The sequence below is a fragment of the Desulfonatronum thiosulfatophilum genome (assembly GCF_900104215.1).
Lineage (GTDB): Bacteria > Desulfobacterota > Desulfovibrionia > Desulfovibrionales > Desulfonatronaceae > Desulfonatronum > Desulfonatronum thiosulfatophilum.
Genome location: NZ_FMXO01000025.1, coordinates 1 through 20,484, shown reverse-complemented (window position 1 = coordinate 20,484; position 20,484 = coordinate 1). Strand labels below are relative to the sequence as shown.

The 20,484-nt window shown below is 55.1% G+C and carries 23 protein-coding genes; 14 read left to right on the top strand and 9 right to left on the bottom strand.

The window, feature by feature from the left end; genetic code table 11:
- Window positions 1-465: 465 nt before the first annotated feature.
- The 10 genes from BLP93_RS16255 to BLP93_RS16210 all read left to right on the top strand — a co-directional run bounded on the left by BLP93_RS16255 (window position 466) and on the right by BLP93_RS16210 (window position 10,310).
- The gene (locus BLP93_RS16255) at window positions 466-717 is read left to right on the top strand and encodes a DUF1490 family protein (protein WP_161946378.1); all 252 of its coding nucleotides are present in this window, start codon (window positions 466-468) and stop codon (window positions 715-717) included.
- A gap of 168 nt (window positions 718-885) precedes the next feature.
- Window positions 886-3,081, top strand: coding sequence for a heavy metal translocating P-type ATPase (locus BLP93_RS16250; RefSeq protein WP_161946377.1), 2,196 nt, complete (start codon window positions 886-888; stop codon window positions 3,079-3,081).
- Window positions 3,082-3,506: 425 nt separating this feature from the next.
- The gene (locus tag BLP93_RS16245) at window positions 3,507-3,911 is read left to right on the top strand and encodes an HMA2 domain-containing protein (protein WP_092123939.1); all 405 of its coding nucleotides are present in this window, start codon (window positions 3,507-3,509) and stop codon (window positions 3,909-3,911) included.
- Window positions 3,912-4,295: 384 nt separating this feature from the next.
- Window positions 4,296-4,706 carry a hypothetical protein gene (locus BLP93_RS16240; protein WP_092123937.1) on the top strand — a complete coding sequence of 137 codons (411 nt, stop codon included), beginning with the start codon at window positions 4,296-4,298 and terminating at the stop codon, window positions 4,704-4,706.
- Between the two features lie 88 nt (window positions 4,707-4,794).
- Entirely contained in the window at window positions 4,795-5,073 is a 279-nt protein-coding gene (locus BLP93_RS16235) for a DUF2325 domain-containing protein (RefSeq protein ID WP_092123936.1), read from the top strand.
- A 214-nt stretch (window positions 5,074-5,287) separates the two neighbouring features.
- Window positions 5,288-5,653: a hypothetical protein gene (locus BLP93_RS16230; RefSeq protein WP_092123934.1), complete on the top strand. Its 366-nt coding sequence runs from the start codon at window positions 5,288-5,290 to the stop codon at window positions 5,651-5,653.
- Between the two features lie 41 nt (window positions 5,654-5,694).
- Complete coding sequence (locus tag BLP93_RS16225) at window positions 5,695-6,003, top strand: HMA2 domain-containing protein (RefSeq protein ID WP_139163044.1); 309 nt, start codon at window positions 5,695-5,697, stop codon at window positions 6,001-6,003.
- 451 nt (window positions 6,004-6,454) lie between these two features.
- Window positions 6,455-7,501, top strand: coding sequence for a Fe(3+) ABC transporter substrate-binding protein (locus BLP93_RS16220; protein WP_092123931.1), 1,047 nt, complete (start codon window positions 6,455-6,457; stop codon window positions 7,499-7,501).
- Between the two features lie 75 nt (window positions 7,502-7,576).
- Complete coding sequence (locus BLP93_RS16215; protein WP_208596671.1) at window positions 7,577-9,247, top strand: ABC transporter permease; 1,671 nt, start codon at window positions 7,577-7,579, stop codon at window positions 9,245-9,247.
- Window positions 9,231-10,310: an ABC transporter ATP-binding protein gene (locus tag BLP93_RS16210; RefSeq protein ID WP_092123929.1), complete on the top strand. Its 1,080-nt coding sequence runs from the start codon at window positions 9,231-9,233 to the stop codon at window positions 10,308-10,310. Before BLP93_RS16215 ends, BLP93_RS16210 begins: the two co-directional genes overlap by 17 nt.
- A 41-nt stretch (window positions 10,311-10,351) precedes the next feature.
- On the opposite strand, the gene BLP93_RS16205 is transcribed toward BLP93_RS16210, so the two are convergent.
- Together BLP93_RS16205 and BLP93_RS16200 are read right to left on the bottom strand one after the other, a co-directional pair.
- The gene (locus tag BLP93_RS16205; protein ID WP_161946376.1) at window positions 10,352-11,317 is read right to left on the bottom strand and encodes a nickel/cobalt transporter; all 966 of its coding nucleotides are present in this window, start codon (window positions 11,315-11,317) and stop codon (window positions 10,352-10,354) included.
- Window positions 11,314-11,937, bottom strand: a complete 624-nt coding sequence (locus tag BLP93_RS16200; RefSeq protein WP_092123925.1) for a DUF1007 family protein — start codon at window positions 11,935-11,937, stop codon at window positions 11,314-11,316. The genes BLP93_RS16205 and BLP93_RS16200 overlap by 4 nt, the downstream gene beginning before the upstream one ends.
- A gap of 314 nt (window positions 11,938-12,251) precedes the next feature.
- Here BLP93_RS16200 and BLP93_RS16195 point away from each other — a divergent pair, with 314 nt between their 5' ends.
- Window positions 12,252-12,983: a hypothetical protein gene (locus BLP93_RS16195; protein WP_139163043.1), complete on the top strand. Its 732-nt coding sequence runs from the start codon at window positions 12,252-12,254 to the stop codon at window positions 12,981-12,983.
- 228 nt (window positions 12,984-13,211) lie between these two features.
- On the opposite strand, the gene BLP93_RS16190 is transcribed toward BLP93_RS16195, so the two are convergent.
- The 6 genes from BLP93_RS16190 to BLP93_RS16170 all read right to left on the bottom strand — a co-directional run bounded on the left by BLP93_RS16190 (window position 13,212) and on the right by BLP93_RS16170 (window position 15,638).
- Window positions 13,212-13,532 carry a hypothetical protein gene (locus BLP93_RS16190; RefSeq protein WP_139163042.1) on the bottom strand — a complete coding sequence of 107 codons (321 nt, stop codon included), beginning with the start codon at window positions 13,530-13,532 and terminating at the stop codon, window positions 13,212-13,214.
- 46 nt (window positions 13,533-13,578) lie between these two features.
- The gene (locus tag BLP93_RS16825; protein ID WP_139163041.1) at window positions 13,579-14,055 is read right to left on the bottom strand and encodes a hypothetical protein; all 477 of its coding nucleotides are present in this window, start codon (window positions 14,053-14,055) and stop codon (window positions 13,579-13,581) included.
- A 27-nt stretch (window positions 14,056-14,082) separates the two neighbouring features.
- Window positions 14,083-14,433, bottom strand: coding sequence for a phage holin family protein (locus tag BLP93_RS16185; RefSeq protein ID WP_092123919.1), 351 nt, complete (start codon window positions 14,431-14,433; stop codon window positions 14,083-14,085).
- 15 nt (window positions 14,434-14,448) lie between these two features.
- Window positions 14,449-14,796: a hypothetical protein gene (locus BLP93_RS16180; RefSeq protein WP_092123917.1), complete on the bottom strand. Its 348-nt coding sequence runs from the start codon at window positions 14,794-14,796 to the stop codon at window positions 14,449-14,451.
- A gap of 114 nt (window positions 14,797-14,910) precedes the next feature.
- Window positions 14,911-15,237 carry a PRC-barrel domain-containing protein gene (locus tag BLP93_RS16175; protein WP_092123915.1) on the bottom strand — a complete coding sequence of 109 codons (327 nt, stop codon included), beginning with the start codon at window positions 15,235-15,237 and terminating at the stop codon, window positions 14,911-14,913.
- Between the two features lie 47 nt (window positions 15,238-15,284).
- Window positions 15,285-15,638 (bottom strand): hypothetical protein, encoded by a 354-nt coding sequence (locus BLP93_RS16170; RefSeq protein WP_092123913.1) that lies wholly within the window; start codon window positions 15,636-15,638, stop codon window positions 15,285-15,287.
- An 816-nt stretch (window positions 15,639-16,454) separates the two neighbouring features.
- On the opposite strand from BLP93_RS16170, the gene BLP93_RS16155 reads away from it, so the two are divergent.
- The 3 genes from BLP93_RS16155 (at window position 16,455) to BLP93_RS16140 (ending at window position 20,182) form a co-directional block, all read left to right on the top strand.
- On the top strand, window positions 16,455-17,528 hold the full coding sequence (locus BLP93_RS16155) for a DNA topoisomerase IB (protein ID WP_092123909.1): 1,074 nt from the start codon (window positions 16,455-16,457) through the stop codon (window positions 17,526-17,528).
- 779 nt (window positions 17,529-18,307) lie between these two features.
- The gene (locus tag BLP93_RS16145) at window positions 18,308-18,709 is read left to right on the top strand and encodes a hypothetical protein (protein ID WP_092123905.1); all 402 of its coding nucleotides are present in this window, start codon (window positions 18,308-18,310) and stop codon (window positions 18,707-18,709) included.
- 411 nt (window positions 18,710-19,120) lie between these two features.
- Window positions 19,121-20,182: an AI-2E family transporter gene (locus BLP93_RS16140; RefSeq protein WP_092123903.1), complete on the top strand. Its 1,062-nt coding sequence runs from the start codon at window positions 19,121-19,123 to the stop codon at window positions 20,180-20,182.
- Here the strand turns inward: BLP93_RS16140 and BLP93_RS17300 are convergent.
- Window positions 20,166-20,459, bottom strand: coding sequence for a transposase (locus BLP93_RS17300; RefSeq protein WP_425248224.1), 294 nt, complete (start codon window positions 20,457-20,459; stop codon window positions 20,166-20,168). The two genes, BLP93_RS16140 and BLP93_RS17300, sit on opposite strands and share 17 nt — an antisense overlap.
- Between the last annotated feature and the right edge of the window lie 25 nt (window positions 20,460-20,484).

The following is a 20,484-nucleotide window of genomic DNA, read 5'->3' as shown; positions in this document are numbered from 1 at the left end:
TTGGCGCGTTGGATTGGTACGTGCAGCAGCGGTTTGGTCGTTTTCTGACGACCAGGAGCCAACGGCGCAGCCGACGTCTGGGTGAAGGTTCGCTGTATGCGGCCTTGCAAGGCCTGGGGTTGGTCTACCTGCGTAAGAGATACAAAAGCCGTCAACTCCTTGTGAATGCCTGTGGCTGAAAGATCATCGGAGAGCCGTATGCGGGAAAACCGCACGTACGGTTCGACGAGGGGGCGCTGATGTCCGGAATGCATATCAGTAGACACGTAGTAGTCGCGTGCGACGAGGCGTTCGGTAAAAGTCCTGAGTGACGAAGGAATTAGCGCTCTACTCTACACATTTTTTCAAGTGAACTGGGGCGCGCTACCCGTTGACACGTCCGGAGCCCGAACCCATAATTTCACATGATGGTTAGTCTGTCGGAACTTGATGGGCAGTCAATCTCATCCAAATGGGAGGTGCAACTTGAACGAACTCATGAAAAGTGGCTTATGGTTTGTCGCCGGCGTGGTCGTCGGCGCTGTCGGCGTCAACTACGCGGCCAGGCAGGACAACCCGCTGCGCGGAGTCATGGTCGGGACGCTGGCCCAGGGGATCGCGGTGAAGGAAAAAGTGTTCACTTCGCTGGAAAAGGCCAAGGAGAACGTTGAAGACATGGTTGCCGAGGCCAAGCATGTTCAGTCCGGCGACCGGCAGGTTCCGGAAAAGTCCAAGTAGCCCAAAAACAGCGGCACGACGTTTTGGTCATGTACCGCCTTCCGATCCGGCGGAGCTTGCTGCATCCGGAGGGCAGCGGGATTGAGAAGCTGGAACATGCCCTTTTTAAAATCAGCATTAAATTTTTCTGACAGCACCATGAGATCCCAAAATCAATTTTGTGTTAATTTGGTTCATGCTTTACCGGGCCGGTTTCGGCTGCGACTGGAGCAGGTTACGGATGATGCGACCTGGCACACAGTTCAACAAGGTCTGGCAGACCACCATGGAGTGCATGAAGTCCGGATTTCACCTCGAACCGGAAGTATCCTGATTTTTCATGAACCCGACGTGCATCGGGAAGAAATTCTGGCCTTTTTTAACGATCAAAACTTGGGCCGGATTCCGGCCCTGCACGAAAATGTCAACCCCTCATCTCAACTTGGATCGTTGAATGCACCCAACGTCGCCCCTTCTCCCGCGGAACAGCCGTCATTTGCCCGATCCCTTTCCATCCCCGGGATGTTCCTGCGTTCGCTGCTGCCGCCGTGGATTCGTCTGCTCATCGCGGCGCGCACGGCGTGGCCCTTTCTGCGCAAAGGCCTTGGTGCTCTGTTCAGGGGCAGGTTGAACCTCGATGTTCTGGATGGTTTGGCTATCGGGATTTCCCTGGCCCGCAGGGACCTGCGTTCAGTGATGATCATCACCACGTTGTTGTCCCTGGGCGAGTACCTGGAGCAATGGACCCGCAAGCGTTCGCGGGAGCAACTGGCCCAGGATCTGCTGCATCTTCCGCCGACGGTCTGGATCAAGCGAGGTGATGAATTGGAGGAGATCCCGCTGGAACAGGTCCAGGCGGGAGATCTCGTGGTGGTCCAGTCCGGGGGGCGAATTGCCGTGGACGGCGTGGTGGTCGAAGGCGAAGCCATGGTCAACCAGGCTTCCCTGACCGGGGAACCTCTGGCGGTGGCCAAGGCAACGGGGATAACCGTTTTCGCGGGAACCGTGGTCGAGGAAGGCGTCATCGTGATCCGGGCGGAGCAGGTGGGTGATGCCACCCGGGTGAACAAGATCGTCAAAATCCTCGAAGAATCGGAACGTCACAAGGCCGGATTGCAGGCCAAGGCGGAATTCTGGGCGGATCGGGTGGTGCCGCTGACCCTGGGCCTGAGTCTGGCAACCTTTCTCCTGACCCGTAATGTCAATCGAGCCGTATCCGTGCTGCTGGTGGATTTTTCCTGCGCCATCAAGTTATCCACCCCCCTGACCATGCTGGCCGCCATGCGCGAAGCCTCTACCAAAGGGGTATTGATCAAGGGCGGCCGTTACCTGGAAAAACTGGAGCAGGCGAACACCTATGTATTCGACAAGACCGGAACCTTGACCGAAGCTCAGCCGCAGGGACTGGAAGTGGTGGCCTTCAATGGGCATGACTCCAGGGAAGTGTTGCGTAGTGCCGCCTGCCTGGAGGAGCATTTTCCCCATCCTCTGGCCCGGGCCGTGGTGACCATGGCTGAGCGTGGAGGACTTTCGCATCGCGAGGAGCATTACGAGACGGAGTATATTCTGGCCCATGGCATCGCATCCAAGCTGCGGGGTCAACGCATTCTGGTGGGTAGCAGGCATTTTCTGCAGAAGCATGGCCAGATAGATCTGAGCCCGGCCGCGGAAACCATGCGCAAGGCCGCGTCGAACGGCAATTCCGTTCTGTATGTTGCCATTGGCGATGATCTGGCTGGAATCGTTCTGTTGGAAGATCCGGTGCGTCAGGAGGCCCTTCCGTTTCTGCAACTCCTGCGGCAGGAGGGGGTAGAGCGGGTAATGATGCTGACCGGAGACGGCGAGGAAAGCGCGGCAAACGTTGCCCAAAAGTTGCAGATTGACGAATTTCACGCCCAGCTTCTGCCCGAGGACAAGGTTCGGATTGTTAAGCAATTGCGTCAGTCAGGGCTGGTCGTGGCCATGGTGGGCGACGGAATCAACGACACCCCGGCTCTGTCCGAGGCGGACGTGGGCATTTCCATGAAGTCCGGCGCGGACATTGCTCATGAAGTCTGCGATGTACTGCTGACGCGGGCTGATCTGGAAGGCATCCTTACGGCCAAGTCCATTTCCGTGCGGGCCATGTCCCGTTTGCGCTGGAACTACGGCGCGGCCATCGGCATCAATGCAGCGCTGGTATTTCTGGGATTGGCCGGCAGGATCAGCCCGTCCTCTTCCGCGCTGCTGCACAATCTGGTCACCATTTCAGTGACCATGAACAGTTTGCGTCCTTTCGACACGATCAATTCAGCTCAGCGGCTGCTCAACAGGTTTCGGAAGCCGCCGGGTTTGAGCAATGGCATGGGTGTTGACGTGGAGCATGAAGTCATGGCTGATGCATGATGTTTAATGACTTATTCCTGTGGTCCCTGAAAAAACAAGAGAGTTTTGAACCACAAAGACGCCAAGAACCGAAGTTGAAGGCCTGATGCAGGAGTCTGGCCAAAACCGGGTGACGGACATGAGATAACCGCCCGCTTCGCTCAGGGCGCGGAGGACGCCAAGGAAAACCTTTTGAAAAGCAGGGAAAGAGCTGCTTTTCAAAAGGATGCCTCACCCCTGGCGGGGTGATATTTCTTCGCCGTCAGGCGTGAAGCCTTTTGCCTTCCGCATTTTTCCAGCGGAAGGCAAAAATTCTTTTTGGCGTCCTCCGCGCCTCGAGCGAAGCGGGCGGTTCAAATGCCTTCTGCTTGGGTTGCGTGCATGGCGTGCATTCGTTGCACAAGCTTCGATGTTGCAATCAACGTACATGAGATGCGAGGTGACGTGTGTATATCAGCTACGTACCCGGACGGGTCCGGATTCGAACGCAAGACCAATCTCAGCTGAAAAAGCTTGCCAGTGCGTTGACCGACAAGCCTGGAATTTTGGATGCCTCGATCAACGAGCGTACGGGGAGCATGCTGGTTTTGTTCGAGAAGCAGGAAATGGACAAGGCGAAGATCGAATCCCTGATCAAGAAGCATCTGCCGAATGCCGCTCGACAGCCCGCAAAGTCCGCGTCAAAGAAGCCGTATATGACCATTGCCAAACGTGGCATGCTGGGCAGCCTCGGTCTGGCCCTGACCTTTGCGCTCCTGGACCGCGAGGACGCGCACATTGCCAGCGGCACGTTGTTCCTCGGATTCTTGAGCTATCATTTGTATGGGTACAGGAAGCGATTGCTGGTGTAAGAGATTTTGCTACGCGCTGATCGATCCATCCTTTGCACATTAGCGTGCAGTAAAGTCCTGGTGCATCAGCGCAACGCATCATAACATATCCGGCCCCGTACCTGGGACCACCGCACCCCATTGTGGCACGGATTTGGCTGTCTGCATGGGGGGCGGCGGTCCCAGGGAGTCTGTCCCCGAGCGTTATATATTTTAAGAATAAAAATCCGAAGGTTTATCCGCTGGAGCAAACAATACACAAATTTATACTTGATAAAAGAAATCAATATCTATATCATTAATTCCGTGCTCATGAAAAATCATCGTATGAGACATGTGGTTGATGAGTCGCTCTGGAATGAGAAAGTTTTGATATATTAAAAATTTAACGAAGCGAGGAAGCATATGAACACGCAATTTCGGATGCAAACCAGGAAAAGCAGGGGCAATCTGCATGTTCAGCTGGAAGGAATTTTTGATCAGCAATCCGCCTCATCACTGGCCCAAGTTCTGCGGGAAGCGGCTGCGGAACATCATCGAATGTTCATCAATACTGATGGGTTGGCACATATCGAGCCGCCGGCTACGGAAATTCTGCATGCCGGCTTGAAGGATACCGACGTGAATTCCAGAATCTACTTCAAGGGCAAGAAGGGAAGGCTCATGGCCATGGAAGGGCATCGCGTCATCAAATCCAAGCCGTTGCACAGGTGCAATTGTTCCGGGAAATGCAAGGTCTGCAAGTGCGTTCAGGGCAAGGAGAATTCTCTCGGTCGCGCAGTACTGGAACAGCTTTCGCCGGGGCTTGGCAGATGATCAGTTCATGCGATTGAGGATACATGGCGTCATTTGTTGATAATGAATTTTGATTTCTATGTCATTTTTGGCTTCAGGAGAAACCACGATGTGCGCGACACTTATCGGAGGAATGGACCGCTTGAAAAGCAATTACCTGCAGACGGCGAAGCAGGCCGGCGTTCAATTGAAGATATTCACGGGCAAGGAGAATTCCATTGCCAATCAGCTCGGCGAAAGCAAGATGATCATCATATTCACCAACAAGGTGTCCCATCAAGCCAAAAATGAAGCCATGGCCATCGCGAAGAGCCGGAACATCCCGGTGCACATGCTCCATTCCTGCGGCATCTCCACCCTGCGCAAATGTCTGCGGGAGACAGCATAATCCTTTGCCTACAACGTTCCTTCAGAGACAAGGCTTGCTTCGGTCAGGCCACATGCTGAACCGACGTTGCGCCGGAACCCACCACAGATAGAAGATCATTCCGAAGAGTTTGACCTGAGATAGGCACACATGATCACCTCTTGGTTGATTTTCCAACATCCGGCGTCGTGACATAGGTTAGGTGAAACATACTAATTTTTGATATGTCGAGGACGTGGTCGCCGAGGCCAAACAGGCGGGTGTCCGCGGACTCGACAAGACAACGGGCATGACCGATACTTTTTCACCAAGCTGGCGGGAAGCGTTCCGCAACGGTCATGCTTCGCGAGAAGAACCGCGTAATACGAACCGCCTTGAGAAGTTTTTGCCGCGTGCCTGGGGCCGGATCGCTGTGGCCATGAATCAACGATCAGGATTCACGCGCCTTGGGAACCAATCGCAAACCTTGGGCTTCCCGGTCCACGCCATGGACCTGGAACCTGAAGGGCGGTCTGTTTGGGCGGGCCCGCTGCGCTTTGTTCCGGAGCACGACCGAGTCGCCCTGACGATGGCCGCTCGAGTGCCGGTGCGGGCCGCATAGGCGACTTTGATTCAGGGCATGATCGGGAGCCGATGAACCATATGAATATCCGAGATCTGGCCGCGCTGCGGCACTACTTGACGGTCAAGCATCACATCCCCGGCCGAATCCGCGTGATTTTCGATCCCGCTCTGGCATTCAGACCGGAAGTACGGGAACTGATGCAAACCCGTCCCGAAATGCCGGAAGGCGTTACCAACGTCCGGGTCAACGCGCTGGCCATGTCCGTGATCATCGAATACGATGCCAAACGCATCAATCCTCGTCTGCTGGACGACCTGATCGCGGCCGACAGCGACGCCCAGGCCGCGGACATCCTCCAGGAACTGAACGACTCCCTCGGCATGTGAAGCAGGGAAATTGCGGTTCAATTTCTTCACACCTTTTCAGGGCATATTTGGTTATGGCAGCGAGAATCCTTTTGCGTCCTGAGCGAATAGAGCGGTTCCCTTTTTCCGGGACACGTGCACCATGGAATCCGTTAATCGTGTAAATGGTATACCGGTAACTACATAAGCCCTATGTCCTGAGGGGAAAGACGTAGGCCCGTCCCCTGTGAGCCAATCTCCCTGTTGATTATTGCCTGCCGCGGGGCATCGCACTGGCAAGCGGAAACAGCATCGGCTATCAGCCGGTGGACATGATCCACCAAGGACGTCAGTCGGGCCTGGTACTCGAACCCAGCGTGGGTTGATGTCTTTGCGCATTGACAGTTAAAATGAAAAACATTATCAACTATTGTCCTCTTGCTGAAAGAGGAATTCAAATTCAATCCCAACAACAAGTCGGAGGTAACGTTTCATGCCTAATAAGAAAAAGACCGCGAGGAAACTTCGCATCGTCTTCTCGTTGCTGACTCTTCTTCTCGTCGTGCCCGGAGTGCATTCCGCTTTTTCAGCCGAAGTGAACATCTATTCCGCCCGTCAGGAACACTTGATCAAGCCGCTTCTGGATGAGTTCAGCGCTCAGACCGGAATCACCGCCAATCTTCTGACCGGGGAGGGGCCTGCATTGCTGGAGCGGTTGCGCAGTGAAGGCCGAAACAGCCCCGCGGACGTGCTGATCACGGTGGACGTGGGCAATTTGGTGGCCGCGAAACAGGCCGGGGTGTTGCAGTCGGTTCAATCGGACGTTCTGGAGAGGAACATTCCCGCTCAGTACCGTGACGACGAGGGGCAGTGGTTCGGCCTCTCATCGCGAGCCAGGATTATCTACTATGACGCGGAGCGAGTCGACCCCGCGAGAATCTCCACTTACGAGGCCCTGGCCGACCCGGATCTTGGAAAGGTGATTTGCGTGCGCAGTTCCTCCAACGTCTACAATCAGTCCATGGTGGCGGCGCTGATCGCCCATCACGGCGTGGAAAAGACGGAAGAGTGGGCGCGGGGATTTGTCAGAAACTTTGCCCGCACTCCGCAAGACAATGATACGGCCCAGATTCGCGCCGTGGCTTCCGGTGAATGCGCCGTGGGCATCGCCAACAGCTATTATTTTGGCCGGCTGCTGGCATCGGACAATCCCGCCGACCAGGAAGTGACCCGCAAGGTAAGTCTGGTGTGGCCCAACCAGGACGATCGGGGCACGCACATGAACTTGAGTGGAGCAGGGGTGACCCAGAGCGCCCGGAACATTCCACAGGCCGTCGCGCTGCTGGAATTTCTTTCCGGTGAATCCGCGCAGGAGATTTACGCCAGGGATAATAACGAGTATCCGGTCAATCCTGATGTCAAACCCAGCGGTTCCGTGGTCCAGATGGGAGAATTCAAGGCGGACGATCTGAATCTGTCCCTGATCGAGAAGTACAACGCCGAGGCGGTCCGCGTCATGGACCGGGCCGGCTGGAGATAGCTCGGTCTGCTTGTGATTCATGTCGGGTGCGAACCATGTTCGCACCCAACCTTGTTGTCTATCAGGGAGTAACGTTTGCGTTTTTGGAAGCTGTCGGTTCTGGGCATAGCCTTTCTCGTCGCCGCACCGATCCTGGTGATCATGGCGCACCTCTTCGTGCCTTCGGGGGAGGTCTGGCGGCATCTGGCCTCCACGGTCCTGCCGCGCTATGTCGGCAATTCTCTTGGTCTGATGCTCGGCGTGGGCGCCGGAACGCTGCTGCTGGGCGTGAGCACGGCCTGGCTGGTGACCATGACCAGCTTTCCCTGGCGGCGCTTCTTTGAATGGAGCCTTTTGATTCCCCTGGCCATCCCGGCCTATGTCATCGCCTTCACCTACACCGGCCTGCTGGAATACAGCGGCCCGATCCAGACGTTTCTGCGCGACTTCTTCGGCTGGCGTTCCGCCGCCGACTACTGGTTCCCTCAGATCCGATCCCTGCCCGGGGCCATCGTGATGATGACCCTTGTCTTCTATCCGTACGTATACATGCTTTCCCGGGCCGCCTTCCTGGAGCAGTCGGTCTGCGTGCTGGACGCCGGCAGGACCCTGGGCAAGGGTGCATGGCAAACATTTTTTCAGGTGGCCCTGCCCCTGGCCAGGCCGGCGGTTGCCGGCGGCATGGCCCTGGCGCTGATGGAGACGCTGAACGACTTCGGCACGGTGGGTTTTTTCGCCGTGGATACCTTCGTCACCGGAATCTACCGCACTTGGCTGGGCCTGGGCCAGCCGGCCATCGCGGCCCAACTCGGGGCCGTGCTGATGTTCTTCATCCTGGCGCTCATCCTGCTGGAACGCTGGTCCCGGCGGGGCCGCGTCAGCCATACCACGGGCTACTATCGTCAGTTGCCGCGCTTTCAGCTGTCCGGACCCAAGGCTCTGCTGGCCTTCTCCATCTGTTTCCTTCCGGTGTTTTTTGGATTCATCCTTCCGGTGGGGGCCATGGTCGTCTGGACATGGCAAACCTGGGATTTCGTGGATTCTCGCTATCTGCAAATGGCCGGAACGAGCCTCGCCCTGGCCGGAATCAGCGCGGTGGTCGCTGTGGGCGCGGCTGTGATCCTGGCTTACGGGCGCCGTCTTGTTCCCGGAAAAGCAACGGCCGTTGCCGTTCAGACGGCGTCTCTCGGGTATGCCATTCCCGGCGCGGTGATCGCTCTGGGCATCATGATCCCCTTCGCTTTCCTGGACAATGCCGTCGACGGTCTGGCCCGGGATCTTTTCGGCTTCTCCACGGGCCTGCTGCTCACGGGCACCTGGACGGCCCTGATTTTCGCCTACGTGGTCCGGTTCCTGGCCGTGTCCAACAATACCGTGGAGGCCAGCCTGCAGAAGGTGACCAGGAACATGGACGGCGCATCCAGGACTTTGGGGCTGACCGCCGGGCAAACCCTGCGCCGGGTTCACGGACCCATCATGCGGGCCAGCCTGCTCACGGCGGGGGTGCTGGTTTTCGTGGACGTCATGAAGGAACTGCCGGCCACCTTGATGATGCGCCCCTTCGGCCTGAACACCCTGGCCATCCGCTCCTATGAACTGGCTTCGGACGGGCTGCTCAAGGAATCCTCGAGCTCTTCCCTGGCCATTGTTCTGGCCGGAATCATCCCCGTGATCCTGGCCAGCCTGATGATTGCCCGCTCCAGGCCGGGGCAGGCCAAAACCTTGCTGATCAGAGGCAAACGGACCGAACATGTCCTTGAAGATTGAAGATATTCGCCACGCCTACAACGGCAAGACCGTGCTCCGGAACATCAACCTGGAAGTGCAGTCCGGAGAAGTGATCTGTCTGCTCGGCCCTTCGGGCTGCGGAAAGACCACGTTGCTGCGGCTCATCGCCGGTCTTGAAGAACTGCAGTCCGGCAGAATCCAGGTCAATGAGCAGGTTTTTGCTGACGGTCACCGGCAGATGCCCCCGGAACAGCGCGGAATAGGATTCCTGTTCCAGGATTTTGCCCTTTTTCCCCACCTCACGGTCCTGGAAAACACGATGTTCGGCCTGTCGTCCGTCAAGGCGCGGGCCGAGCGCAGGAACCGGGCGTTGAATGCCCTGCAACAGGTGGACATGCGGGATTTCGCTTCGGTCTATCCCCATGAGTTGTCCGGTGGCCAGCAGCAGCGCGTGGCCCTGGCCCGGGCTCTGGCGCCCAATCCCGGAATCATGCTGCTGGACGAGCCATTTTCCAGCCTGGACGCCCGGCTGCGGGTCCAGATCCGGGACCAGACCCTGCATGTGCTCAAATCCAGCGGAGTGGCCACGGTAATGGTCACCCACGATCCCGAGGAAGCCATGTTCATGGGCGACCGGATCGTGCTCATGCACCAGGGCCGGATCATCCAAAGCGGTTCGCCGGTGGAGCTCTACTCCAACCCCATAAACGCCTTTGTGACGACCTTTTTCAGTGACGTGAACGTCATCAAGGGGACGGTGCATGACGGCCGCGTCGAAACCGATCTCGGCGTTCTTTTCGCTCGGGATATTGAAGAAGGGGGGCAGGTCGAAATCATGTTTCGCCCGGAAGCCGTCCAGGTCTTCCAGGACGACCCCAAACTGCAATGCGTCGCGGTCGCGGCCCAGGTCCAGGCAACCCGGCTGCTGCCCGGAGCGACTCTGGTCCACCTGCGCCTTGCGTCCGCTCAGACCGAAAACGGCGACATCCACCTGCATGCCCGCGTTCCATGTGTTTTTCCCATGCCTGAGGGCGCGAAGGTCTACGTCCACGTACCCGCGGACCAGTTCCACATCTTTCCGGCACATTCCTCCTCGTCCTGAGGCAGTCTGCTGGCCAGTATGGCTTCCTTTATTTCGGATCGTCAGGAGCGGGTGCCGAAGTATAGACTTGCGCCCAGAATGATGATGATCAGCGCTCCGATGCAGGCCAATATCCTGTGGGTCAGGACGAAGGTCCGCTTCGAGCGGCTGCTCAGGTTCAGGGCCATTCCCGTGGAGGCGACCGTGAGAACGCCCAAAGCCGAGGCGGTCAGTCCCATGCCCAGGGCCAGGGGGATCATGGCCAGGAGTCCGGCCCAGTAGACGCCGAGGCTGAGCGTGAACAAAAGGATCAGGGCCGCGCCGGGGCAGGGCATCAGTCCTGTGGCCAGGGACAAAGAGAGCATGTCCCTGGTCGACGCTTTTGAGCATTCCACGGCCTGTTCGGAAGACGTTGTCCACCATTCATACAGGGTTCTTGCCAGGAGAAAGAGGCCGATGGCCATGATCAGCAGGTAGCTGAAGGACTCCAGGCGGCCTTCAACCGAATGAAAAGCGGCGATGTTCGCCCGGTCCATGAACCAGGATATTCCGGTCACGATGATCACGGCGGAAAGAATGTGCATGGCCGTGATGGCGTTGCCGAAGACCAGTGCCTGCTTCACGGTTCCCCTCCGGGAAAGGAAATATGAGCAGACAATGGATTTGCCATGGCCTGGTCCCAAGGCGTGGATGATGCCGTACAGCAGGGACAAGGCCATCAGTTGCCAGGTGGCCCTGCCGAAAGGCGTCTCCTGAATCTGCCTGGAATAGGTGGTCATTTTCTGGCGTAAATCCCGCTGGACGGCGGTGATTTTCGAGAAGAAAGGAGGCGCCATCCGGGGGGCGGTTCTGGGTGCGGTCTGCACACGGGGATCGGAAGCCTGTTGTTCCTGGTCCAGGCCGTGCTGATTTCCCTGGTCCTGTTTGCGCTCCTGGGACGGCGGGGTGAGGAAAGGGTTCTGAGCCAGGGCCGGCCCGGAGCAGGCCAGCCATGTGAAAAGGAAAGCAAGGGCGATTGAGACCTTCATGATGCTTTGTGAAACCGCAGAGCAAAATGTTCCGGTGTCCATGCCCCGCCCCAGAAGGAGAAGGGGTCGCCACTGGTGAAAGTGTGGGATACTTCCACGAATTCCTGCCCCTGGATTTCCAGGGTTTCGGCGACGAAGGCCATGTCCACAAAATATTCCATGTCCGCCACGAGCAGATGAACGGACTTGGGCGCGTCCGCGGCCGCCACCGTGCACGGCACGAAGAATTCATAGACGATCTGATGCCCCTGGGTGGTGACGTGGAAATCCCGGACGTACTGAACGATAAAGTCCGTCCCGTCGACTTTGATGTGGATGAAGTAGTTGTACTCCCGCAGGTAATCAAACGCCTCTTGCCGGACCTGCTCGATTTGCGCGGCGGAGAAATTGCCGTCGCCGGGCAAGTCGAACATCTCCATGATCTGATTGCTGAACATCTCGTCAAAAATCCAACGATGGTGGAAGCCGGTCAGACCGTTTTGATCGAATCGGGCCTCAATGGCATAATCAACCCAGACATGCGGGTGAGCCCGGACGGTGGCCGCGGTTCCAAGACTGACCGACAGGATCAGCAAAGAGAAGGCAAGGAGACGAATCTTCTGGAAAAATCGTATTTTCATGGCGGACTCAGTTTTGTTTGGGGAAAGAAAAAGATGAGCAGAAAACGACTTTTGAGATTTTTTTCGACACGCAAGGGTGGAGATTTGCAGAAACTACGAACGAGTCTTTATTATTGCTGACCAAAATCATGTCAAGACATGCATCATGTGGCAGTTATCCTTGGCTTTCCGGATGCGCAGATGCTCAAACAGGTTTTGATATCACATAGGCACTGATTCACGGATGCTTGTCGGACTTGGAGCTATATGAGATTTGCTTCATGGTTGTCGGGGGTAAAGCGGCAATGGACTTGGGAATATGTATGCAGGGGGAGATGATGGAATCAAGATGGGTGGTCGGTTTTTTGGAAGAACATGCCAGAGTGATGCGCAGCGCTTTCATTCTGGCAGGGAACTTGAGCGATTTCAAGATCGATTTCATATGTGAGATGTTTGCTCCCCTCCATGCCGGCGATGTGCAAACCGAGCGCAGGATGGCTCAACGCTTCAACTTGCGGCCTGAGGATGAACCATGCCTAGCCTTGCAGGAGGCGTTTTCGCGTCTTGTTCAGGAAACCTCCCCTGAGCCGCCCACCGAAGCGGACTTGGCCGAGGTGGCTGAATGTCTGAAGAAGGTCGAGGAGGCGCGGTACGACGCCAGGGGTTGGGCCGCGGCAACGTTCACCGCCGCGGAATTATCCCTCTTGAGGACCGCTTGCGAACTGTACGCCAGGTTGGCCATTGGGCAGGGCTGGGTTGTGGGCGGATATCTTGGATGTCCGGCAGAGATGTCCGAGGCGGTGTACGCTTTCGATCGTCGTTTCAGAGAGGTGTTTTTCCCCGAATTGCGAGGCGACGCCTACTATGGAATCAACAGCCAACTGGTCCACGACAACGCACGGGTGGCCTGGGACGTCCTGCAGGTCGTTCGACAACACCTTGCATTCACGGCCCAGGGCAAAGTCGTCGGCCAGGACAAACGTGACGTCCGGACCATGAAAGGCGCGGAATTCGACGATCCCATGCAACGTTCACGGCTGGAGTTGATAACGTGTTCACGTATTTAACAACCGGACTCAGCCAGATCATTGCTGGTGCAGGCTGTCAAAAAACCTGCTGGCAAGGCGCAAGAAAAAGCTATCCGAACACGTCCCGTGTCCGGCCCCTACGGGCTGTGGCTACGCCACATTCGATTTTCAGTCCTTACAATCGAATCAAGGCCGAAGCGAATTAATCATAGGTGAGGGTTTGAACTTTTTGCAGCAACGCAGCCAGCAGGGATTTTTTACAGCCTGCTAACGTAGATATCTCTGGAGATCATCTAATCTTGAGTGATGTTGAGTGCTCGCTGAGATAATATAGCCGATTGCCAATCCAATACCAAATGCAACAAGTACGACTTTGCCAGGGTGTTCGCTACTGTAGTTCCTGACCTGTCGGTATCTTTCACCAGCCATCTGCTCTGCTTTATCGTATGCGTCACTTGCGGATCTTTCTGCTTTAGCGAAAAATTCCGCGCCGCGCTCCTTCATGCCCTTATCTTCGGCACTTTCGTCGCCGAGTCCCGTAACACCCTGCCGACTTGAAGTCTCAAACTTATTTTTTTCAATATCCATGCTGTCCTCCCTCTCGTTGAAAGGTTCAAATAATTTGGACTGATTATTAATAAGATTCATAACCACTTGGCATTCCCGTGGTTGAACCACGTCGTGAATGCGCGGAAGCTTCGGATACTCCATTGGTGACTTTTTTTGAGGCATCCTTGAGCATATTGGACGCAATCCTTGTAGCAATACCTGTCAGGGTCAACCTGATGATGCCGGGGCCAGACCTGGGGGGCATCAGAACTTGGAGCGTATCACGAACTTCGTCCGCAATCGGGTGTAGAAGTCGTTCCAAGGGAGTGGGGCGCGGCATCAAAGCCCTGGAAGCAAGATAGCCCAAGCTGGCGGCAACTCCCAATGATATATACGGATTTTTACTTACCTGTTCTCGCCAATCCATTTTTGATTTGAACCGCGAGCCGATTTGCTCCACCGTATGAGATATGTTCTCTTTCTCCCTGGCTATATCCTGACGAATATCTTCAACGCTACGCTCACTATTCGGCGTGTTATTGGCACCTGTAACATCATTCATTTCTTTGTCCTCCTGAATGCGGTTTTTTTACTTCCGAAACGCTTTTTTCAATTTCGTATAGCCGATAAGGGCAATGAGGACTCCAAGAAATAAGAACGCCCCTCCGCTGACGAGCGCCGCCATGGCAGGGGCCATATGTGAAGCGAGCCAGATGATGAGTGCGATACTGAGAGGTATGAAAGCGATAAAGCAGATAACCGCACCTATGATCAGCGCTACGACTCCGCCACGAAACTCCGCCGCCTTTTCCTGGGCTCTTCGAATGACAAGTTCGATTTCATCGCGAACTATATTTGACAAGTTGCTGGCAAGTTGTTCAAATAGCTCACGAAAAGATTCGCCTTGTGCAGGACTTTTGCTTTCCATTTTGTTTTCCATGGAGAAATAGCCTCCTTACCTTCGCCGGATCATTGCTCCAACGAGAAAACCTACTACTCCTGCTGCCAAAAGGCTGGGACCTGGGTGCTGTCGGATGCATTCCCGGACATCGGCATCTGCCTGTTCTAAATCAAATTTTCGAACATAATCAGCTGATTTTCCCAGCCACTCCGATGCCTGATTTCCATACTCGGCAACAGCCTCATGGCCAACCTGATCCCCCGTCTTTCCACCCAATGCCTCAGCGGCCGCATCCAGTTGATCGGCAAGAGTTTTTTTGACGTTTTCGAAAGCCGTCGGCTTCCCTGAAGCCTGAGGCTCTGCCGCGGTTAGGTCTGGTTTATCGTATCTTTGATAGTCCATTGTTTACCTCATGAATGATAAGAACTGCGATTTGCCGGAAACTAGGATTCAGCCAGTTCCGTTTGAAGCCCGTCCGTCATTCGCTTTGATGACGAACGGGCTCTATCAACATAATCAAAAGGTCGATGTCTTACCTGCATACTCAGGAAGATCTTTCAATTGCTCTTTCGTCATTGGAATATAAATACGGATATCACCAAGATTGTTCTTATGGATCTCGATTTCACTGGGAGAGATCGCAACGGTGTGCGCACCAATTCCGAGAAATCCGCCGACATCGAGGATAAACTTCTCAACCCTATCTGACGTGACAATCACATCTTTTACACCGGAGATTTGTTTATGATTGGAATCATATACATAGGAATTTCTCAGCTCATCCACGGATACCGCGGTATGATCAACAAAGCTGTAACCTTGTTCAGGTTGTAATCTATTCATAACGAACTCCCATGATTTTTTGATGTTCCGGTTCAATACATGGCAATTTATCGAAGCACTTTCTGGACAACGTCCGAAAGCGCATAAGTGATAGGTTCGATAAACTGGTTTCTACGGTAATGCCGGGCACTTGCACCCCAGACAAAGCCCAGCCCGACACCTATTCCTAACGCCATAAGCACGGTCTTGCCCGGGTGTTCGCTACTGTAATGCATTGCCCGATCATACGTTTGATGCATGGCTTTGCCTGTTTTTTGATAGGCATCACCAAACTCCTTCTCCGCCTTGTCCCAGGATTCAGATTTGCGATCCCCCATGCCCCGTTCGACGGAGGTATCGAGCCGAGATTCTCCGAAACCTTCTTTTTTCGGGACTTCAAATTTATCCTTTGCGATATCCATGACATCCTCCTGACTTTTAAATGTTAATCAAGAACAACTTCACCACGTCGACTGATTGCTTGGAAACCCAAACTCGAGACTTGAAGATTATCCTCTTCTGCATTCAGCTTTTTAGGACTACAGCACCACTTGGCAATCCTGTTCTTCGGACCTACGAGAGGGGCCAGAATGAGAAAAACATCAACACAAATTGCTGATCCAGCCTTGGATGAGAATATATCTATATCGACCAAACCGCGTTAGTAGGGATTCACTTACTTTTATGGTGGGTATAGCTGTAGGCAGGTCCAGTTCATGGAGAAGATTGTCCCCCCTCTTTGGTTTCACAGATCACGGCAGCCATCGATATCCTGGGTAGTTATTCTCAAAGATTTGAAGTGGACCCCCATCCTTTGGACAGCTCAGCGGATGCTGACGCCTTTCTCGTCCACGCTGTGATGGATGCCGTGAGCCGAAACGGTTTCGGGCAGCAAGAGGCAGTTAGGAGATCCTTGCTCAAAGCCGTACTGGACTTAAATGTCTTGCCATGAAAATGTTCTGAGCAGATACGCTTTTTTCATTGATTCCTGTCGATAAGAAGTCCGTTCAACGAAGCCATTGAAAAGCGCTGGAGCGATGTCTGGCTGTTTTACGCCAACCATGTCCGGCTCGCCTCGGCCATGGGCGGTGGAGGAGACTACGGGGTTTTTGCGGAAGGCCGCTACCACATCACCAAGGCGATTCTGGAATTGAACGAGTGGTTGGCCAAGAACAAGGAAGCCGCAGTGCAATCCGAGTAGCGTGATGATGCACACTGTTTGAATTGACGAGACCCTCATGTCGAAACCGAATCCGGAACATGCCCGCGAAGCGGGGCTCAGGTACGTCGACGGATGGACGAGGGGCATCCGGCGCAAGCGGTGGGGCAGGGGGTTCCGCTATATCAACCACAGGGGAGAGCCGGTCCGGGATTCGGATACCCTGGCGCGGATCACGGCGTTGGTCATTCCGCCGGCATGGCGGGATGTGCGGATCAGCGCGGAACAGGACGCGCACATCCAGGCCGTGGGTCGGGACGCCAGAGGCAGGAAGCAGTACCTCTACCACATGCGTTGGACCGCGGCCCGCGGTCTGGCCAAGTTCGCGGAGCTGCTCGAATTCCTGGAGATTCTGCCCGCAATGCGGCGGCGTGTGGCGAAGGATCTTCGGCGTCGAGGTTTGCCCCGGGAAAAGGTGCTTGCTCTGCTGGTCAGTCTTCTGGAGAGTACGCTCATCCGCGTGGGCAGCGCGAAATACGCCCGGATGAACAGATCCTTCGGCCTGACAACGCTGGAGAACGATCATCTGGACGAGACGTGTCCCGGACTCTGCCTTGCTTTCACCGGTAAACGGGGCAAGCCGGTCTCCGTGAATCTTCGGAACAAGCGGCTTGTGCGGCTGATCAAGGAGGTTCAGGAGCTGCCGGGGCAGCGTCTCTTCCAATATGTCAACGATGAAGGGGACATCGTGCAGGTCGATTCCGCGGACCTGAACGGATACCTCAGCCAGATTTCGCAAAAGGAGGTCACGGCCAAGGACTACCGGACCTGGGGCGGAACGATGCTTGCGGCGGCCCATCTGGAAGAAATCGGCCGTCCGGAAACCGCTGCCGGCAGAAAGCGCGCGGTGAACAAGGCCGTCAGACGCGTGGCCAAAGCCCTGAACAACACCCCGGCCATCAGCCGCAAGTATTATATTCATCCGGATGTCATCAAAGCTTTCGAGCAGGGCACGCTCTTCGGATACATGGAGGAGGGCAGAGCGCGTGCCGAACAGGGCCTGACCGAATTGACCCCGGTGGAGGAAGGGGTCCGGTTAACGCTTCGGGCTTCGATTGGCGTATCTGCTCATCAGCGATCCGGCATTCAATAATTGGGAAATCATAAATCGATATTTGGGTATGCGATTGAAAAGTTGGGTGTGCTTGTTTTTCGGGCCAGACTCATTACGGAGAATAGTTATGGAGAAACGGCCTTTGTTGGTGACAGGAGAATTTGCTGGGCGATTCTTTGGATGCATCCCGATCCGCCGCCTGAAAAACACTTTTCTCCAGGCGGCGGACCGGAAGGCTTTTAGGCAATCAGTGGGTATGATCGTGCGGGACGCCGACGTGCTCGTGATCTCCTCTCATAACGCCTCGTGTTAGAAGTGGTATCCATCATTAGAGCATAATACAGGGTTATGGCTTTTTCGGCCTGTTACTTGTTCCTGTTAAGCTTGTGTCTGTTTTTATCCTGTAATTGTGAATAAAAAGCGGTAGATTGTTTTTATATTTGGGAGGTGCGGTATTCCGGCAATAATCGAGATAATGGCGAAGCCATTTAAGATATGCCCCCTGTTCGCCTTTCCGAGAAGCCTTGTTCAGTAAATACGTCTTGTATTTGGATTGCAATTCGGCAGAAATCGCTTCCATCTGGAATCTCCCTTCTTCCGGATAACCTTCATTTTGACATGATATGCAGGAAGAAGTTAGCTCTTTGCAATCCATTTCAATTGTTTTACCTGAATTGACAGTTTGTTATTTGAAGCTGGGGTACTCGGTGAACCTTGATCCGACGATTTTCTTGAAAACCACCGATAGATTTCAGCACCTGAATCTTGGTGTTATCCGGAAGCTGTAGAATCACTTGTTAGCTACATTAGGAGTGCGAATGCTCGCATCAGCCATCCTGAAAGCTATTCCCGTGTGGTGCTGCATTCTCGTCTTCGCAGTGGCCAACGGTGGATTCAGGGAAGCAGTCCTTCTTCCGAAGCTCGGCAGTCCAACTGCGCTCATCGTCAGCGGTCTGCTGCTTTCTTTCGTGATTGTGGGGGTCGCCTATCTAGCCCTTCCTTGGCTCGGCGTCAGGCGTCCTTTGCATTTGCTCACTGTCGGTTTGCTTTGGCTTGCTCTCACCCTCGTCTTCGAATTTTCGTTCGGCCTCTGGCAAGGTAAGTCATGGGAAACGCTGCTTGAGGCCTATACGTTTCGAGACGGAAATATTTGGTCCTTAGTCTTGGCGGTTGTTGCCTTTGCACCGCTCATTGCCGCAAAACTCAGAGGATGGGGATAACATTCGGATGTGTTCTTTCTATCAACCGCCTGGTGGTAGTTGCAGTGTCCTCTCCTGGCCACCCGTCTAACCAGTCGCCAGGAGCCAACACGGCCGCGTACCCGCTCGGCGTTTTCCATCGTTACAGGGGCCGTGTGGATCAGCTGATACGTTACCACCCACCCGTATTGAGCCTTGGGTCCATGGCGGTACAACGGCGAGTTGGTCGTTCGTGAAGTCACTTCGCTGACGCGCTCACAGCAAAGGTAATTGCGGGACAATCATCCTTTTCATTCGGAAACCAATGCGGCATTATAGTTTATGTCGTCTTTTCTTTAAGGCTCTTAGATCGGTGAGGTTTCGTCCATCTGCCACTGGTACGGGGATGGACGTAATACGAGAAGGCCGATCACGGCGGAATGGAGGTGACGCGTGGCAGTGCATGAAGGATCGAGCTTTGTCTCACGTGTGCTGACGACCATCGGTCTGGTGGTGCTGGCCGGGTTGACGGTCTACTTTTTCGGCCTGCTGGTCGAAGTTTTTCTGGTGGTCTTTGCGGCAGTATTGCTGGCTGTCGCGATAACCGGCGTGCGTTGCATCATCCATGACCGTACGCCCCTGTCGGAGGGGTGGTCGCTGGTCGCTACCTATTTGCTGGTCGTCGTTCTGATGGCCGGTGCAGGCGCCGTGATCTGGCCCCAGCTTTCCGAGCAGATCCCGAAGCTCATCGACAAGGTTCCAGAAGCGGTTAAACAACTCAGGGAAATGGCTGACCGGATGCCCTGGGTCGAGGGAGCGATTGAAATCGTCGGTGACAGTGACGGGAATGACAATGGCGACAGTGGTTTCGATATACCCGGCCATCTGCTGGGGGTTTTCTCCACCACGCTGGGCGCCATCACCAGCCTTTCCCTGATCGTTTTAATTGGTATCTATTTCACCCTGTCCCCGACAGTCTACGTACAGAATCTGCTGATCCTGGTGCCCCCGGCCCAGCGTAAACGCGCCGAGGAAGTGATGCATGCCCAGACCAAGAGCCTGCGTTTCTGGTTGCTGGGACGCCTGGCGTCCATGGTGTTCGTGGGCGTGTTGGCCGGGGTTGGGCTCATGCTGCTGGGGGTGCCAATGGCCTTTACGCTGGGCCTGATTGCCGGCGTGGCAACCTTTATCCCTTACATCGGCCCGATTCTGGGCGCAATTCCAGCTCTGATGGTAGCGTTGCTGCAAGGCCCGATGGTTGTACTCTACGTGGCCATCCTCTATTTGGTGGTCGAGACTGCCGAAAGCAGCTTGATCGCCCCTTTGGCCAACAAAAAGGCGGTCCACATCGCCCCGGCCTACACCGTCATCATCCAGCTCGCCGGCGGCGTTATCGCCGGTATCCCCGGAGTAATAGTGGCAACCCCCCTGGCTGTGGTTGGCGCCGTAACCATCCAACTCCTCTACTTAGTCGAGCCTGAAAAATCCGATATTTTCGTTACAGGATCATCATAGAAGGCTGACGGGTTGTGGTGCCGAAAAACAGCCAAAGCGTAAAAAGGGCAAAAAAGTGTTCGAACTTCCGAATCCACTTCCTGAAATTGAATGCCGCGGCAGCCATGAACAGGTTGATCGCGTCGCCGAGAACCCCTTTCAGGTAGTTTCGGGACAAGCGATGATCCTGTTTCAGGTGACCAATTATCGGCTCTATTCCTGCTCTACGGCGAAAACGCTCACGGGCGATCCGCCGTTGATAGGGGCTATCGCTTTTCTTCGGACGCCCTGGCCGCAGGATTTTGGTGTCGCCTACATTTTGG

What these genes read in the sequence shown, in the direction of transcription:
- BLP93_RS16185 (WP_092123919.1), bottom strand. Translation starts at nt 14,433, where the DNA reads ATGGAAAACAAAATGGAAAGCAAAAGTCCTGCACAAGGCGAATCTTTT.
- BLP93_RS16190 (WP_139163042.1), bottom strand. Translation starts at nt 13,532, where the DNA reads ATGGATATTGAAAAAAATAAGTTTGAGACTTCAAGTCGGCAGGGTGTT.
- BLP93_RS16205 (WP_161946376.1), bottom strand. Translation starts at nt 11,317, where the DNA reads ATGAAGGTCTCAATCGCCCTTGCTTTCCTTTTCACATGGCTGGCCTGC.
- BLP93_RS16195 (WP_139163043.1), top strand. Translation starts at nt 12,252, where the DNA reads ATGATGGAATCAAGATGGGTGGTCGGTTTTTTGGAAGAACATGCCAGA.
- BLP93_RS16825 (WP_139163041.1), bottom strand. Translation starts at nt 14,055, where the DNA reads ATGAATGATGTTACAGGTGCCAATAACACGCCGAATAGTGAGCGTAGC.
- BLP93_RS16240 (WP_092123937.1), top strand. Translation starts at nt 4,296, where the DNA reads ATGAACACGCAATTTCGGATGCAAACCAGGAAAAGCAGGGGCAATCTG.
- BLP93_RS16235 (WP_092123936.1), top strand. Translation starts at nt 4,795, where the DNA reads ATGTGCGCGACACTTATCGGAGGAATGGACCGCTTGAAAAGCAATTAC.
- BLP93_RS16180 (WP_092123917.1), bottom strand. Translation starts at nt 14,796, where the DNA reads ATGGACTATCAAAGATACGATAAACCAGACCTAACCGCGGCAGAGCCT.
- BLP93_RS16155 (WP_092123909.1), top strand. Translation starts at nt 16,455, where the DNA reads ATGTCGAAACCGAATCCGGAACATGCCCGCGAAGCGGGGCTCAGGTAC.
- BLP93_RS16210 (WP_092123929.1), top strand. Translation starts at nt 9,231, where the DNA reads ATGTCCTTGAAGATTGAAGATATTCGCCACGCCTACAACGGCAAGACC.
- BLP93_RS16220 (WP_092123931.1), top strand. Translation starts at nt 6,455, where the DNA reads ATGCCTAATAAGAAAAAGACCGCGAGGAAACTTCGCATCGTCTTCTCG.
- BLP93_RS16175 (WP_092123915.1), bottom strand. Translation starts at nt 15,237, where the DNA reads ATGAATAGATTACAACCTGAACAAGGTTACAGCTTTGTTGATCATACC.
- BLP93_RS16200 (WP_092123925.1), bottom strand. Translation starts at nt 11,937, where the DNA reads ATGAAAATACGATTTTTCCAGAAGATTCGTCTCCTTGCCTTCTCTTTG.
- BLP93_RS16170 (WP_092123913.1), bottom strand. Translation starts at nt 15,638, where the DNA reads ATGGATATCGCAAAGGATAAATTTGAAGTCCCGAAAAAAGAAGGTTTC.
- BLP93_RS16145 (WP_092123905.1), top strand. Translation starts at nt 18,308, where the DNA reads ATGCTCGCATCAGCCATCCTGAAAGCTATTCCCGTGTGGTGCTGCATT.
- BLP93_RS16225 (WP_139163044.1), top strand. Translation starts at nt 5,695, where the DNA reads ATGAATATCCGAGATCTGGCCGCGCTGCGGCACTACTTGACGGTCAAG.